14 protein-coding genes are annotated in these 14,420 nt (G+C 62.5%); 6 read left to right on the plus strand and 8 right to left on the minus strand.

The window, feature by feature from the left end:
* Nucleotides 1-79: 79 nt before the first annotated feature.
* The 3 genes from prfA to U0004_RS02010 form a co-directional block, all read right to left on the minus strand.
* Nucleotides 80-1,156, minus strand: coding sequence for a peptide chain release factor 1 (gene prfA, locus U0004_RS02000; RefSeq protein WP_034783736.1), 1,077 nt, complete (start codon nt 1,154-1,156; stop codon nt 80-82).
* Between the two features lie 88 nt (nt 1,157-1,244).
* Nucleotides 1,245-2,519: a glutamyl-tRNA reductase gene (gene hemA / locus U0004_RS02005; protein ID WP_034783735.1), complete on the minus strand. Its 1,275-nt coding sequence runs from the start codon at nt 2,517-2,519 to the stop codon at nt 1,245-1,247.
* An 81-nt stretch (nt 2,520-2,600) separates the two neighbouring features.
* The gene (locus U0004_RS02010; RefSeq protein WP_034783734.1) at nt 2,601-3,290 is read right to left on the minus strand and encodes a response regulator transcription factor; all 690 of its coding nucleotides are present in this window, start codon (nt 3,288-3,290) and stop codon (nt 2,601-2,603) included.
* 169 nt (nt 3,291-3,459) lie between these two features.
* On the opposite strand from U0004_RS02010, the gene U0004_RS02015 reads away from it, so the two are divergent.
* Complete coding sequence (locus U0004_RS02015) at nt 3,460-3,963, plus strand: hypothetical protein (protein ID WP_034783732.1); 504 nt, start codon at nt 3,460-3,462, stop codon at nt 3,961-3,963.
* Between the two features lie 3 nt (nt 3,964-3,966).
* Here U0004_RS02015 and minE read toward each other — a convergent pair whose 3' ends face one another.
* The 4 genes from minE to metE all read right to left on the minus strand — a co-directional run bounded on the left by minE (nt 3,967) and on the right by metE (nt 8,371).
* A complete protein-coding gene (gene minE, locus U0004_RS02020; protein ID WP_034752886.1) occupies nt 3,967-4,218 on the minus strand; it encodes a cell division topological specificity factor MinE in 252 nt (83 codons plus the stop codon).
* Nucleotide 4,219: 1 nt separating this feature from the next.
* Entirely contained in the window at nt 4,220-5,035 is an 816-nt protein-coding gene (minD, locus tag U0004_RS02025) for a septum site-determining protein MinD (protein WP_034783730.1), read from the minus strand.
* 37 nt (nt 5,036-5,072) lie between these two features.
* Nucleotides 5,073-5,822 (minus strand): septum site-determining protein MinC, encoded by a 750-nt coding sequence (gene minC, locus U0004_RS02030; RefSeq protein WP_034783729.1) that lies wholly within the window; start codon nt 5,820-5,822, stop codon nt 5,073-5,075.
* Between the two features lie 224 nt (nt 5,823-6,046).
* A complete protein-coding gene (metE, locus tag U0004_RS02035; RefSeq protein ID WP_070258405.1) occupies nt 6,047-8,371 on the minus strand; it encodes a 5-methyltetrahydropteroyltriglutamate--homocysteine S-methyltransferase in 2,325 nt (774 codons plus the stop codon).
* A gap of 118 nt (nt 8,372-8,489) precedes the next feature.
* On the opposite strand from metE, the gene U0004_RS02040 reads away from it, so the two are divergent.
* From U0004_RS02040 to U0004_RS02060, 5 genes are all read left to right on the plus strand, one after another.
* Nucleotides 8,490-9,398 carry a LysR family transcriptional regulator gene (locus tag U0004_RS02040; protein WP_070258407.1) on the plus strand — a complete coding sequence of 303 codons (909 nt, stop codon included), beginning with the start codon at nt 8,490-8,492 and terminating at the stop codon, nt 9,396-9,398.
* 128 nt (nt 9,399-9,526) lie between these two features.
* Nucleotides 9,527-10,012 (plus strand): TIGR01841 family phasin, encoded by a 486-nt coding sequence (gene phaP, locus U0004_RS02045; RefSeq protein WP_034783725.1) that lies wholly within the window; start codon nt 9,527-9,529, stop codon nt 10,010-10,012.
* Between the two features lie 213 nt (nt 10,013-10,225).
* Nucleotides 10,226-11,404 (plus strand): acetyl-CoA C-acetyltransferase, encoded by a 1,179-nt coding sequence (locus U0004_RS02050; RefSeq protein ID WP_034783723.1) that lies wholly within the window; start codon nt 10,226-10,228, stop codon nt 11,402-11,404.
* A 142-nt stretch (nt 11,405-11,546) separates the two neighbouring features.
* Nucleotides 11,547-12,287 carry an acetoacetyl-CoA reductase gene (gene phbB, locus U0004_RS02055; protein WP_034783722.1) on the plus strand — a complete coding sequence of 247 codons (741 nt, stop codon included), beginning with the start codon at nt 11,547-11,549 and terminating at the stop codon, nt 12,285-12,287.
* 117 nt (nt 12,288-12,404) lie between these two features.
* Nucleotides 12,405-13,847 carry a tetratricopeptide repeat protein gene (locus U0004_RS02060; RefSeq protein ID WP_139144241.1) on the plus strand — a complete coding sequence of 481 codons (1,443 nt, stop codon included), beginning with the start codon at nt 12,405-12,407 and terminating at the stop codon, nt 13,845-13,847.
* On the opposite strand, the gene U0004_RS02065 is transcribed toward U0004_RS02060, so the two are convergent.
* Nucleotides 13,784-14,404 (minus strand): LysE family translocator, encoded by a 621-nt coding sequence (locus tag U0004_RS02065; RefSeq protein ID WP_231958475.1) that lies wholly within the window; start codon nt 14,402-14,404, stop codon nt 13,784-13,786. The genes U0004_RS02060 and U0004_RS02065 overlap by 64 nt on opposite strands.
* Nucleotides 14,405-14,420 lie beyond the last annotated feature (16 nt).

Below are 14,420 nucleotides of genomic sequence, written 5' to 3' on the forward strand. Positions count from 1 at the left end.
GGCTGGATTTTTATTGCTTAGCCGCTACTTAAAGCTGTCGGCTTAGCGTAGCGTAAGCCGACAACAACGGTGTCAGCGTTTAATCGCCCAAGGCAGCCAGCAGTTCCGCCTGGTGCTCTGCCGCCAGCGCATTCGTCAAGTCCGTCAAATCCCCATCCATGATGAAGTCCAGCTTATACAAGGTCAAATTGATGCGGTGGTCCGTCAGGCGGCCTTGCGGGAAATTATAGGTGCGGATGCGCTCGCTGCGGTCGCCCGAGCCGATCAGGCTCTTGCGGGTGGCCGCTTCCTTCGACTGCTGTTCGCGCAATTGCACGTCCTTGATGCGCGCGGCCAGCACTTTCATCGCCTGCGCCTTGTTCTTGTGCTGGCTGCGGTCATCCTGGCATTCCACCACGATGCCGGTCGGCAAGTGGGTGATGCGCACGGCGGAGTCCGTTTTGTTGATGTGCTGTCCACCGGCGCCCGAGGCGCGGTAGGTGTCGATGCGCAGGTCGGCCGGGTTGATGTTGACGTCTTCCACTTCATCGGCTTCCGGCATCACGGCCACCGTGCAGGCGGACGTGTGGATGCGGCCTTGCGTTTCCGTGGCCGGCACGCGCTGCACGCGGTGGCCGCCCGACTCGAATTTCAGCTTTGAATACGCGCCGTTACCCACTACGCGCACGATCACTTCGCGGTAGCCGCCCAGGTCGGAGTCGGATGCCGACACCAGTTCCACCTGCCAGCGGTTGCGTTCGGCAAAGCGCGTGTACATGCGCAGCAGGTCGCCGGCGAACAGGGCCGATTCATCGCCGCCCGTGCCGGCGCGAATTTCCAGGAAGATATTGCGTTCGTCATTGACGTCCTTCGGCAGCAGCATGGTTTGCAATTCGCGCTCCAGCCGCGCCATGGTGGTCTTGGCCGCCTCGATTTCTTCCTGGGCGAATTCCTTCATGTCCGGATCGGACAACATCTCTTGCGCTGTCGTAATATCGTTGCCCGCTTCCTGATAGGAATGGTACAGGGCGACCAGCGGACCCAGTTCGGCGTGCTCGCGCGTCATCTTGCGGTAGCTGTCCATGTTCGACGTGGCGTCCGGGTGCATCAGCAGTTCGTCGAGTTCGACCAGGCGGTTCGCCAGTTGATCGAGTTTGGCCAGCATGGATGGTTTCATAGCGATTCGCGGTAAAAGAGTGTAGGGATGGTGCAGGCCCGGCAGGCGGGCAGGGGGTGGTCGCGCGCGGGCGGCCAGCGGGGCTGCGCTAACGGCGGGGGCGGAACAGTTTTGGCAGCAGGGTGACCAGCTGCTTGCGCTCGTCGCCTTGCGCGTGGTGCAGCGCCTGCTGCGGTCCGTGCAGGAACTTGGCCGTCAAGCCTTTCGACAGCGCTTCCAGGACGGCGTCGATGTCGGCGCCCTTGGCCAGCATCTTGCGCGCCCGTTCCACTTCCATCAGGCGCAGCGCTTCGCTGTTTTCATGCAAATGCTGGATGACGGGCACCATGGCGCGGTCATCGACCCAGCTCATGAACGATTGCACGCGCGTTTCGATGATGGCTTCGGCTTGCGCCACGGCCGCTTGCCGGCTTTCCAGGCCCGTCTGCACGACCTTGCCCAGGTCGTCGACCGTGTACAGGAAGACGTCGTTCAAACGGCCCACTTCCGCTTCGATGTCGCGCGGCACGGCCAGGTCGACCATGAACATGGGCTTGTGGCGGCGTGCCTTGATTGCGCGCTCGACCAGGCCCAGGCCCAGCAGCGGCAAGGACGACGCCGTGCATGAAATGACGATGTCGAACTGGTGCAGCTGCTCCGGCAGGTCAGCCAGGCGGATGGCCTTGCCGTTGAAGCGGTGCGCCAGTTCCTCGCCCCGTTCCATGGTGCGGTTGGCAATGGTGATGCTTTTCGGGTTTTGCGCCGCGAAGTGCGTGGCGCACAATTCGATCATTTCGCCGGCGCCGATGAACAGCACGTTCTGCTCGGCGATCTTGTCGAAGATGCGCTGCGACAGGCGTACGGCGGCGGCCGCCATGGACACGCTGTGCGCGCCGATTTCCGTGCTGCTGCGCACTTCCTTGGCGACGGAAAAGCTGCGCTGGAACAACTGGTGCAGATACGTGCCCAGGCCGCCCGCTTCGTCGGCCGTGCGGATGGCGTCCTTGATCTGGCCCAGGATCTGCGTTTCGCCCAGCACCATCGAATCGAGCCCGGAGGCGACGCGGAAGGTGTGGCGCACGGCATCGTGCTGCGGCAACATATATAAGTGGGGGCGCAGCTCGCTGTAGTTGAGCTTGTGATAATCGGCCAGGAAATGCGCACCCGCGTCGAGCGGATTGGGCACGTGGCTGGCCGCATACAGCTCGGTGCGGTTGCAGGTCGACAGGATGGCCGCTTCGTCGTTGTCGCGCAAGTCGATGCGCTGGAACCAGGTGCGCGCCGCCATCACCGCCGAACCCAATTGCTCAGGCGCAAACGCCAGCTGTTCGCGGAGCGACACTGGGGCGGTGGTATGGTTGAGGCCGACGGCGAGCAGTTGCATTTCAGGGCTGTTGGGATGACTTATGCCGACATTATAGCGCTTTGTGCCCGCGCTTTGAGCAGGTCAGCCGTTTGCCGCCGTTCAGCCGCCCAGTTTTTCCAGGCGATAACCGTAGCTGTAGACGGGCACCAGCCTGTAGCCGTGTTCCGGTTTCAGCTGCAGCTTGTTGCGCACGCGCGAGACGTGGGTATCCATGGTGCGCGAAGGCAAGGCCGTGTCGCGCTGCCACACGGCTTCGTGGATGTAGGCGCGCGACAGGGGACGGCCCAGGTTGCGGAAAAACAGCAGCGCCAGGGCGAATTCCTTGTGCGTCACGTCCAGCACTTCGCCATCGCGCAGCAGGCGGCCGGGGCGGGTTTCAAATGTGTAATGACCGAATTGCAAGTATTCCGCGCCATTCTGGGCCGGGTAGGCCACGCGCAGCAGCGCCTGGGTGCGCAAGGTCAGCTCGCTGCGCCGCAGGGGCTTGATCATGTAGTCGTCGGCGCCTGCCGTCATGCCCGCCACCACGTCGTCTTCGCCGGAACTGTTGGTCATAAACAACACGGGTGCCTTGGGCGCCAGTTTTTCCCGGGCTCGGCGCAAGACTTCTGCACCGTCCAGATCGCTCACATGCCAGTCGAGGATGAGCATGTCGCAACTGTCCTTGCGCAGTTGCCCCAGCATGTCCTTGGCACTTTGAAACTCGTGGCAAGCGTGGCCGGCGGCGGTGAGCACCTGGCAGATCAGTTCTGCCTGGCTATGGTCGCTATCGAGTACGGCAATTCGCATAATTGGCTGGAGTGTGTAGCAACAAACAGACGGTCCGCTCTGCTTATCGTAATGTTAAGGAATGCTCAAGTGAAATATAACAGAGATTGCAACTGTGTCCAGTGAAATCGGCAGCTGAGGCCTTTACGTTACACTTGTTCATCTACCCCCTACTCGCGGAGAAACGGCCATGTCAGACAAGAGCACTACCGATTGGACACTGATACCGGGCAGTCGTGCCGAAATCGAGCAAGTGCGCGAGCGTTGCCGGCGCCTGGTGCAGCGGCGTGCCATGATGTCGGCGGGCGCTTCGGCCATTCCCATTCCCGGCATCGACCTGATGTCGGATGTCGGTCTGTTTTCCATGCTGATCAACGATATCAACCACGAATTCGGCCTCACGCCCGAGCAGATCGAGCGCCTCAACCCGCAGTTCAAGATGATGGCCTACCGCGCGGCGGTGGGCATGGGCGGCATGTTGGTGGGAAAGCTGGTATCGCGCGAACTGATCCTCCACCTGCTCAAGCGCAGTGGCGTCAAGATTGCCACCAAGCAGGTGGCGCGCTTCGTGCCGTTTGCCGGACAGGCGGTGGCGGCAGCCATCGGCTACGCCGTATTCCGCCAGATCGGCAACCAGCACGTGAACGCCTGCGCCGCGGTGGCGCAGGAATTGCTCACGGTCAGGCCGGATTAACGCTTAGGCGTCCGGCAGCACGACGTTGACGTCGAGCACCTCCAGGTTGCCCTGGCGGTCCAGCGAAATCTTGATGTCGTCGGCATTGACCTTGGTGTACTTGGAAATGACGGCGATCAATTCCTTGTGCAGGGCGGGCAGGAAGTCCGGACCATCGCGTCCGCTGCGTTCGCGGGCGATGATGATCTGCAGGCGTTCCTTGGCCGCGGTGGCCGTCTTCGGCTTGGGGGGGAACAGGAAAGAAAGCAAGGCCATATCACTTCGCCCCAAAAATGCGCTGGAGTAATCCAGGCTTTTCATAGTTGGTAAAGCGCAACTCGACATCTTCGCCGAGGAAACGCGAGACCACGTCTTCATAGGCTTGCGCCACGTCCGTGCCCGTGAAATGGATGGCCGGATTGCCCTGGTTCGAGGCGGCCAGCACTTGCTCCGATTCCGGAATGATCCCCACCAGCGGGATGCGCAGGATTTCCTGCACGTCCTGGTAGGACAGCATTTCATCCGATTCCACGCGTTTCGGCGAGTAGCGGGTGATCAGCAGATGTTCCTTGACGGGCTCGCCGCCCGTCTGCGCGCGGCGCGACTTGGCTTGCAGGATGCCCAGGATGCGGTCCGAATCGCGCACCGACGACACTTCCGGGTTGGTGACGATGATGGCTTCGTCGGCAAACGTCAGCGCCATCAGCGCGCCATGCTCGATACCGGCCGGCGAATCGCAGATGATGAACTCGAAACCCATGTTGATCAGGTCGTTCAACACGCGTTCCACGCCTTCTTCCGACAAGGCATCCTTGTCGCGCGTTTGCGAGGCGGGCAGGATGAACAGGTTGTCGCAGTGCTTGTCCTTGATCAGGGCCTGGTTCAGCGTTGCTTCCTTGTTGATCACATTGATCAGGTCGTAGACGACGCGGCGTTCGCAACCCATGATCAGGTCGAGGTTACGCAGGCCCACGTCGAAGTCGAGCACGGCTGTCTTGTGGCCGCGCATGGCCAGGCCAGTGGAAAAACTGGCGCTAGAGGTCGTCTTGCCGACACCGCCCTTGCCGGACGTCACAACAATAATTCTTGCCACAAATAATCCTTTTCAGATATCTCTTGAATTGTGCAGCTTAAGAGCGGTTCACGGGAGTGACCGGATTGACAGAGTGTATATCGATTCTGTCGCCAGCCAAACGAATTTGCGCGGGTCCGCGCGCCATTTCCGCAGGGAAACCATCCTCGAACGTGCGGTACACGCCGGCGATCGAGACCAGTTCCGGTTCCATGGCCAGCGCGAAGATGCGCGCCTGGGCATTGCCCGAGGCGCCGGCCAGCGCGCGGCCGTACAGCGAGGAATACACGTGGATGCTGCCGTCGGCGATGATTTCAGCGCCATTGTTGACGACGGCGGTGATGATCAGGTCGCAGCCGCGCGCATAAATGCGCTGGCCGGCGCGCACGGGCGTGTCGATCACCATCACCTGTGCGTCGGCGCCCGACTGGGCGGCGGCCGTGGGCGTATCCTTGGGGCCATCCTTGGGCGGCGCATCGTCGCGCGTCTTGCCGCTGTCGAGGCTCAAGCCTTGCGCCAGGATGGCGTCATGCATGTCGGCCGGCGCATTGCGCACGGCGACGGCATTCAAGCGGTATTTTTTCAGCAGGGCCACGAGGGCGGCCCAGTCGATGGGCACGCCGCCGGGCGGCAAGGCCGCCACGTCCAGCACGGCCAGGTCATCCTCGAAAAAGTCGGCCACGCCTCCCGTCATGTCGCGCAAGGCGGCATCGAGTGCCTGCGTATCGGCGCTATGCAGAATGGCGGAGACAGCAACGACGGTGGAAATCTTGATTTCGATAGGCTTCTGCGACGGGCTTTTGGACATAAACATTTATCAAAGTGAAACTGCGGCAGGCCAGATGTTCCGTACGGCAACAATGGGAGCAGTAAATTTCTTGCATTCTACTGCAAAAAAATCAGCATCAGGGGCCTGGCGCGTGCTATTCCGCAGGGCAACACCTACTTCATGTCAAAAAAAACGGACGGCGCCCCGGAAAACCGGTGCGCCGCCCTGAAAGCAGCCCTGCATGCGGCCTGGGTAGGCCTATGTCATGCCGCCGCGCGCATCTGCTGCGCCGCCGCGACCATATTTTTTAAAGCCGCCTCCGTTTCCGCCCAGCCCCGCGTTTTCAGGCCGCAGTCCGGGTTGACCCATAAATTGGCTGGCGGAATGACCGTACTGGCTTTTTGCAGCAATTTCACCATGTCGAGAGTCGAGGGGAGGCGCGGCGAGTGGATGTCGTACACGCCGGGGCCGATTTCGTTCGGATACTGGAACTGGCCAAAACCCTTCAGCAGTTCCATGTCGGAGCGACTCGTCTCTATCGTGATGACGTCGGCGTCCATGGCGGCGATCTGCGGCAGGATGTCGTTGAACTCGGCATAGCACATGTGGGTGTGGATCTGCGTCGTGTCGCTGACGACGGACGCGGCGATGCGGAAGGCGCGCGTGGCCCAGTCCAGATAGGCGTCCCACCGGCCGCGGCGCAGCGGCAAGCCTTCGCGAATAGCCGGCTCGTCGATCTGGATGATGCCGATGCCGGCCGTTTCCAGGTCTTGCACCTCGTCGCGGATGGCCAGGGCCAGCTGCAGCGCCGTCGTGGCGCGCGGCTGGTCGTCGCGCACGAACGACCATTGCAGGATCGTGACCGGGCCCGTCAGCATGCCCTTCACCGGTTTATGCGTCAGGCTTTGCGCATGCACCGTCCATTCGACGGTCATGGCGGTGGGGCGCTGCACGTCGCCGTAAATCACGGGCGGCTTCACGCAGCGCGAGCCGTACGATTGCACCCAGCCGTGGCGCGTGAGGATAAAGCCGTCCAGTTGCTCGCCGAAGTATTCGACCATGTCGTTGCGTTCCGCTTCGCCATGCACGAGCACGTCCAGGCCCAGCGCTTCCTGGCGGCTCACGGCGTGGGCGATCTCGGCGCGCATCTGCTGTTCGTAGTCGTTCACAGCCAGTTCGCCTCGCTTGAAACTGGCGCGGGCGGCGCGGATGGCCGTCGTCTGCGGGAAGGAACCGATGGTCGTCGTCGGGAAGTCGGGCAGTTGCAAACGCGCGCGCTGCATGGCCTGGCGCTGCGGGAAGCTGGAATCGCGGCGGTCGACGGTGGGCGTGAGCGCTTGCAGGCGCTGCGCCACTTGCGGGCGGTGCACGCGGGGACTGGCACGGCGGCGGGCGATAGCCAGGCGAGACGCGGCCAGCGCGGCATCATCGGGACGGCCTGCGAGCGCGCCCTTGAGGACGGCGATTTCGGACAGTTTTTCCGTGGCGAACGCCAGCCAGCTCTGGATGTCACCATCGAGCTCCGTCTCGGCCGCCAGGCTGAACGGCACGTGCAGCAGGGAGCACGACGGCGCCAGCCACAGGTGGCCGTTGCGTTTGGCCGCCAGCGGCTGCAGTACGGCCAGGGCCGCGTCGAGGTCGGTGCGCCAGATATTGCGGCCATCGACGATACCGACCGACAAGACTTTATGCGCGGGCAGCCAGTCCGTCACGCTGATCAATTCATGCGGCGCGCGGATGCCGTCCACATGCAGGCCGGCCACGGGCAGGCGGCACGTCAGGCTGAGGTTTTCTTCCAGCGGCGAGAAATACGTGGCCAGCAGGATATTTATACCCACCTGGTTCAGCTGCCAGTAGGCGCTTTCGAAGGCACTGCGCCACGCACCAGGCAAGTCGAGGCCCAGGATCGGCTCGTCGAGCTGCACCCATGCCACGCCTTGCTGTTTCAGGCGGTCGAGCAGGGCGCCGTAGACGGGCAGCAATTGTTCCAGCAGGGCCAGGCGGTCGAAGCTTGACTCGCCGGGCGTCTTTTCCTTGCCCAGCCAGAGGAAGGTGAGGGGGCCGATCAAGGCCGCCTTGACCTGGTGGCCCAGCGCCTGCGCTTCGGCCACTTCCGCCAGCAGGCGCTCGCAAGCGAGAGAAAACCGGGTCTGCGGCGACAATTCGGGCACCAGGTAATGGTAATTGGTGTCGAACCACTTGGTCATTTCCAGCGCGGCAGTGCCGGCGGCGTGTGCATGGTGTGCGTGGCTGCAGCCGGCATGGGCGGCGTGCGTGTCTGCGCCGCGCGCCATGGTGAAATAGCGTGACAGCGGCGACTGCTCTGGCGCGAAGCAGAAACGGGCCGGTTCGCAGCCCAGCAGCTGGATATGGTTGGCCACCTGGTCGTAAAAGGCGAAGTCGCCCACGGTAACGTAGTCGAGACCGGCGTCCCTTTGCAGGGCCCAGTGGCGCGCCCGCAGTTGCCGGCCCGTCGCTTCCAGGGCCGCCTCGGACAGCTCGCCGCGCCAGTGGCTTTCCAGCGCCAGTTTCAATTCACGCGCGGCGCCGATGCGGGGAAAGCCAAGGATGTGGGTGTGCACGGTCATGATGTCATCGAGATTTAATGTGAATGCGCTAGAGTGTGCGGCAACTTGGTCTATAATCAAAACGAAACATTTTGCCGAATAACATGAAAATAATTCACGTACATCCCCCATTTTCCCGATGCTAGAAATCCGCCACCTGCGCACCCTGAGTGCCCTGCGTTCGTCCGGCAGCCTGGTGCGCGCCGCGCAGCTGCTCAACCTGACCCAGTCGGCCCTGTCGCACCAGATCCGTTTGCTGGAAGAGCGCTACCAGGCGCCCCTGTTCGAGCGCAAGTCGATGCCGATCGCCTTTACGGCCACGGGCAGCCGTCTCTTGGCCCTGGCGGACAAGCTGCTGCCCGAGATCGAACTGGCCGAGCGCGACGTGGCGCGCCTGTCGCAAGGCGACAAGGGGCAGTTGCGCGTGGCGCTCGAATGCCATACCTGTTTCGATTGGCTCATGCCCGTGATGGATGCGTTTCGCCAGCGCTGGCCGGAGGTGGAAATCGACCTGGTCTCCGGCTTTCACAGCGAACCGGCGGACTTGCTGCGCTCGGGCGAGGCGGACCTCGTGATCGGTTCGCCATATGGCCCCGATTTCACCGTGTTTCCCCTGTTCCGCTTTGAAATGCTGGTGGTGATGGCGCAGAAGCACCGGCTGCAGGCGCAGCGCCGGCTGGTGGCGGCCGACTTTACGGGCGAGACCCTGATCACCTATCCCGTGCCGGAAGAGCGTATCGACCTGATCCGCGAAGTGCTGCGGCCGGCCGGCATCCAGTTTGAACGCCGCATGGCGGAATTGACGGTCGCCGTGCTGCAACTGGTGGCGAGCCGGCGCGGCATCGCCGCGTTGCCGAACTGGGCTATCAAGAATTATGTCGATTACGATTATGTGGTGGCGCGCCCGGTGGGCGAGCACGGCTTGTGGAGCGACCTGTATGTCTCCGTGCCTGATCATCTGCAGGACAAGGCGTATGTGCGCGATTTCGTCAGCGTGATACGCGAGCAGTGCGCGGCCTCGCTGGACGGTATCAAGTTGTTGTCCTGATCAACGTTGAGTTGGAAACAAACCAACAGCAAAGCTTGATAAATATCAAGGTTCAGCAATGAACCACCGCTTACAGTTGAGTACTGTGCGGCGCAACATGCACCGCCATCAAATTGGAGAGGAACACTATGTTTTCATTTTCCGAGCAATGGGCACTGGCCGGCAAGGCCCTGGTGGAAGCACAATTGATCAGCGCGCAAGCGTATGCCCAGGCCGCTGTCGACAGCGGCGCCAGCGTGCTGGACTTGCAGATCGATGCGGCCCGCGCGGCGCTGGCCGCCGCTACGGTGGCGGGCAATCAGCTGCTGTCCGTGAAGGATCCGCAAGCGCTGCTGGAACTGTCGCGCACGCAGTCGCAACTGGCCATTGAACGCATCGGTGCATATGGCCGCCAGGCAAAGGATGTTGCCCAAGAAACCCAGGAGAAATTCGACACTGTGACAAAGGGTGAGTTTGCTGCATCGCGTCAAAAATTTGGCGAGCTGGTGCAGGTGGTAAAGCAAACGCCTGTGCCCCTGATTATTCCCTTCAATAATTTTCTAAAAACCACTTTCGGCGGCGCCGATGAAGGGTATGATAAAAATAAAAATACGCGTCCTGCTCGCCAGGCGTAAGCGTGTTGCGGCCCGGCAGCGGCTATCCGCCGCGCCAGGCCGCCCGCCGCCACCGCAAGCAGGCTGTCATCGCCGCCGCCTGCGGTGCGGCGCTGGAACTGCGGCGCGTGCCGCGCTAGAATGAAACGCAGCTTGCTGTGTCTTCCCGGATACTCATTGGATTGTATTAACACCTTGACCTTGGCCCTCGTGGCCTGCTTATCGGAGAAATAAATGGATGATGTCGTAATCGTGGCCGCCGGCCGTACCGCAGTCGGCAAATTCGGTGGCAGTCTGGCCAAGATTCCTGCGTCCGAACTGGGCGCGCATGTAATCAAGGGCTTGCTGGCACAAACCGGCATCGACCCGAACCTGATCGGCGAAGCGATCCTGGGCCAGGTGCTGACGGCTGCCGTCGGCCAGAACGCCGCGCGCCAGGCCGTCATCAAGGCTGGCCTGCCCAGCTCGATCCCGGCATTCACCATCAACAAGGTATGCGGCAGCGGCCTGAAGGCCACGCACCTGGCGGCGCAAGCGATCAAGTGCGGCGACGCCAACATCATCATCGCCGGCGGCCAGGAAAACATGAGCGCCTCGCCGCACGCGATGAACGGCTCGCGCGACGGTTTCCGCATGGGCGACTTCAAGATGATCGACACCATGATCGTCGACGGCCTGTGGGACGTGTACAACCAGTACCACATGGGCATCACGGCGGAAAACGTCGCCAAGAAATACGAAGTGACGCGCGCCGAGCAGGATGAATTCGCGCTGCAGTCGCAACTGAAAGCGGAAGCGGCGCAAAAAGCGGGCAAGTTCAAGGATGAAATCCTGCCGCTGGAAATCGCCAATAAAAAAGGCACCGTGGTCTTCGACAGCGACGAATACATCAAGCCCGGTTCGACCCTGGAATCGCTGGCCGGCCTGCGCCCCGCGTTCGCCAAGGATGGCACCGTCACGGCCGGCAACGCGTCCGGCCTGAACGACGGCGCCGCCGCCGTGATCATGATGTCGGCCTCGCAAGCGAAAGAACTGGGCTTGAAGCCGCTGGCGCGCATCAAGGCCTACGCTTCGTCGGGTCTGGACCCGGCCGTCATGGGCATGGGCCCCGTCTCCGCATCGCGCCTGTGCCTGAAAAAAGCCGGCTGGACGCATGAAGAGCTGGACCTGATGGAAATCAACGAAGCGTTTGCCGCGCAAGCGATTGCCGTCAACAAGGAAATGGGCTGGGATACCAGCAAGATCAACGTGAACGGCGGCGCGATTGCCATCGGCCACCCGATCGGCGCGTCCGGCGCGCGCATCCTGGTCACCCTGATCCACGAAATGATCCGCCGCGACGCCAAGAAAGGCCTGGCCGCATTGTGCATCGGCGGCGGCATGGGTGTCGCCCTCGCAATTGAGCGTGATTAATCGCTGACACCGAACTTGGGCCGTTACGCGCAATGCGTGGCGGCCTGGTCCGGTGCAGTACGCCGCCGTCACGCGGCGGTTTTGGATTGCTTTCATTAAATAATTAACTTTTTAGCAATAGAACGACACTGAGGGGATGAAAATGGCAAGAGTTGCATTGGTAACTGGTGGCATGGGTGGTCTGGGCGAAGCGGTGTGTTTCAAGCTGGCCGCGCTCGGCTATCGCGTGGTGACCACATATTCCCCAGGCAATCCGAAGGTCGCGGAATGGCTGGCGTCGACCAAAGACATGGGTTACGACTTCAAGGCATATCCGTGCGACGTGGCCGACTACGATTCGGCGGCTGCCTGCGTGGCGGCCGTGGAAGCGGAAATCGGTCCTGTCGACGTGCTGGTGAATAACGCCGGCATCACGCGCGACATGACGTTCAAGAAGATGGACAAGCCGAACTGGGATGCCGTGATGGGCACCAACCTCGATTCCGTCTTCAACATGACCAAGCCCGTCTGCGACGGCATGGTGGAACGCGGCTGGGGCCGCATCATCAATATCTCGTCCGTGAATGGCCAGAAGGGCGCCTTCGGCCAGACCAACTATTCGGCCGCGAAAGCCGGCATGCATGGTTTCACCAAGTCGCTGGCGCTGGAAGTGGCGCGCAAGAACGTCACCGTCAACACCATCTCGCCAGGCTACATCGGCACCAAGATGGTCATGGCGATTCCGCAGGAAGTGCTCGACAGCAAAATCATCCCGCAAATTCCGATGGCGCGCCTGGGCAAGCCGGAAGAAGTGGCCGGCCTGGTCGCTTACCTGGCTTCCGATGAAGCCGCGTTCGTCACGGGCGCCAACATCTCGATCAACGGCGGCCAGCACATGTCGTAATCGGTATTGAGGTCAAACAAAAAGACAGCTGCGGCTGTCTTTTTTTATGCTTGCCAGCAAAACAAGGTGATCGCCGGATTTGCCTTAGAATCAGCATTTCTCCACTGCACTATTTCCATGCCCCTCTTTCCTGTCTTGCGCCGCGCCAGCGTGGCCGCCATTCTTTTCCTGGGCGCCGGCGCGGCCCAGGCCAGCGTCGCGTTCCATGTCACGGTGACTACCGAGCGCGTCAACAAGCCCGGCGTGAAAACCAGCCTGCCCGCGCGCGATACGCAGGAAAGCGATGTCGTGCTGGGTTCCCATTACCTCAGCGTGCGTGATGGCACGCGCTTGTCCGTGCTCGATTTTGCCGCGCGCCGCCGCCACCTGATCGATATGGCGGCATCCACCTACGACACGTATTCGCTGTTCGACGTGGCGGGATTTCGCGTCTTCGAACTGCGCCACCGGCAAGGGATCGTCGGCATATTGAAGGCGGGCGGCCTTGAGCAGCACGCAACGTTGCCCGTGTATGAGGAACAGGCTTTGTCGGTGCTGGACAACAAGCGGCGCAACGCGCTGGTGCCGCAAGTGCTCGACGGCGCCGTGCTGTGGTCGCTCGACGGGCAGCCCCTGCTGCGCCTGGGGATAGCCGGCAGCCCCGTCAGCGGCGACGATGCCACGGCATTTGCCCAGTACCTGCGCTACACCTGGGGCGGCCATCCGCTGGTGCTGAAGATGCTGGCCGACGGCAAGCGCATTCCCGCCGAATTTACCATGCACTACCAGGAGGTGGGTGGCAGCGTGACGCGCCACTTCCGCGTCAGCGCCATGACGGCGGGTGCGCCCGCCACGTATACCCTGGCCGCCTACCGGCCACGCCCGCTGGCGGCCGATGCGTCCCCGCTCGAGCGCGTGCTGGCGCAGGCGGCGCGGTTGCCGCCGCCGGGACCGCAGGCACATCCCGCGCTGCGCGCCGAGGCGGAACGCCTGTTTGCGGCAGGCAAGCCCTTCGAGGCATTTTTGATCATGCTGGAAGACCATTTTTCCTCGGGCGCCCTGGTCGACAAGCTGTCGCCACAGCAGGTGCTGGCCATGCAGGAGTGCCAGCCCATCCACGACTTGACGCGCGCACTGCTGGCCAAGGACCAGGAAGGCATCAAGGCAGCATTGACGATGGTGCAGGAATCAAGGACGCAAACGGGGCTGGAGCAGCCCGTGCTGGCCCTGTTCGAGGGGAATTTGCGCGCCAAGCTGGGGCAATGGCCGGAAGCGACCGCGCTGTATCTGCAAGTGCTGCAGGCCAAGCCGCAGATGGCGGCCGTGTACCAGGACCTGGGCGATGCGTTGCTGGCGCAATTCGATGCGCCGAATGCCTGGCGCAGCTGGGATGCGGGCCGGGCCATGATGCCCACGCTGCGGCAATTTCGCAAGATCAACGAGCTGGAGCGCAGCCTGCTGAACGATTTCCCCGCCTTTTTTGCCGGCGGGGCGCCGCTTCCGCTGCCGCTGAAAAGTCAGCCCAGCACCAGCCGCCCGGCCAGCAAGACGAAGACGGTGGGCAGCACGAACTTGCCGTAAGGCGAAGGTTTACCGCGCAGGCGGCGCGCCAGGCGCGCGGCCAGCACGGCGTACAGGGCGTCGAACAGCAGGCCGACCAGCACCAGGACGGCACCCAGGCGCAGGTATTGCATGCCGACCTGCTCGCTGCCGGCGACGAATTGCGGCAGGAACATGCTGCAAAACAGCAGTGCCTTCGGATTGAGCAGATTCGTCAGGAAGCCGCGCACCAGGCTGGCGCGGGCGCCATGCGCCGTGGAGGGAGCGGCTGCTTCCTGCGCCGTTTGGGTCGACAGGGCCGACTGCAGCAGGCGCAGCGCCAGGTACAGCAGGTAGGCGGCGCCCGCCCATTTGACCCATTGCAAGGCTTGCGGATGCGTCACCATCAATGCCGCCAGACCCGCGCCCGACAGCGCCACGTGCACGGCGCGCGCGCCGGCGATACCGAGGGCCGTCACCAGCGCCGTGGCCACGCCGCGCGCGGCGCCCGTCGCCAGCACCAGCGCCATGTCGGGGCCCGGTAATAAAAAGGCGCCAGCCAGTGCCAGCAGGTACATCAGGAAGGTAGAATCGGACATGGGCCAGTCGAAAAGA

This window comes from Janthinobacterium lividum, from assembly GCF_034424625.1.
GTDB classification, from domain to species: domain Bacteria; phylum Pseudomonadota; class Gammaproteobacteria; order Burkholderiales; family Burkholderiaceae_D; genus Janthinobacterium; species Janthinobacterium lividum.

Excerpts from the sequence above, each read along its gene's own strand:
- prfA (WP_034783736.1), bottom strand. The coding sequence starts at position 1,156 with ATGAAACCATCCATGCTGGCCAAACTCGATCAACTGGCGAACCGCCTG.
- hemA (WP_034783735.1), bottom strand. The coding sequence starts at position 2,519 with ATGCAACTGCTCGCCGTCGGCCTCAACCATACCACCGCCCCAGTGTCG.
- U0004_RS02010 (WP_034783734.1), bottom strand. The coding sequence starts at position 3,290 with ATGCGAATTGCCGTACTCGATAGCGACCATAGCCAGGCAGAACTGATC.
- U0004_RS02015 (WP_034783732.1), top strand. The coding sequence starts at position 3,460 with ATGTCAGACAAGAGCACTACCGATTGGACACTGATACCGGGCAGTCGT.
- minE (WP_034752886.1), bottom strand. The coding sequence starts at position 4,218 with ATGGCCTTGCTTTCTTTCCTGTTCCCCCCCAAGCCGAAGACGGCCACC.
- minC (WP_034783729.1), bottom strand. The coding sequence starts at position 5,822 with ATGTCCAAAAGCCCGTCGCAGAAGCCTATCGAAATCAAGATTTCCACC.
- metE (WP_070258405.1), bottom strand. The coding sequence starts at position 8,371 with ATGACCGTGCACACCCACATCCTTGGCTTTCCCCGCATCGGCGCCGCG.
- U0004_RS02040 (WP_070258407.1), top strand. The coding sequence starts at position 8,490 with ATGCTAGAAATCCGCCACCTGCGCACCCTGAGTGCCCTGCGTTCGTCC.
- phaP (WP_034783725.1), top strand. The coding sequence starts at position 9,527 with ATGTTTTCATTTTCCGAGCAATGGGCACTGGCCGGCAAGGCCCTGGTG.
- U0004_RS02050 (WP_034783723.1), top strand. The coding sequence starts at position 10,226 with ATGGATGATGTCGTAATCGTGGCCGCCGGCCGTACCGCAGTCGGCAAA.
- phbB (WP_034783722.1), top strand. The coding sequence starts at position 11,547 with ATGGCAAGAGTTGCATTGGTAACTGGTGGCATGGGTGGTCTGGGCGAA.
- U0004_RS02060 (WP_139144241.1), top strand. The coding sequence starts at position 12,405 with ATGCCCCTCTTTCCTGTCTTGCGCCGCGCCAGCGTGGCCGCCATTCTT.
- U0004_RS02065 (WP_231958475.1), bottom strand. The coding sequence starts at position 14,404 with ATGTCCGATTCTACCTTCCTGATGTACCTGCTGGCACTGGCTGGCGCC.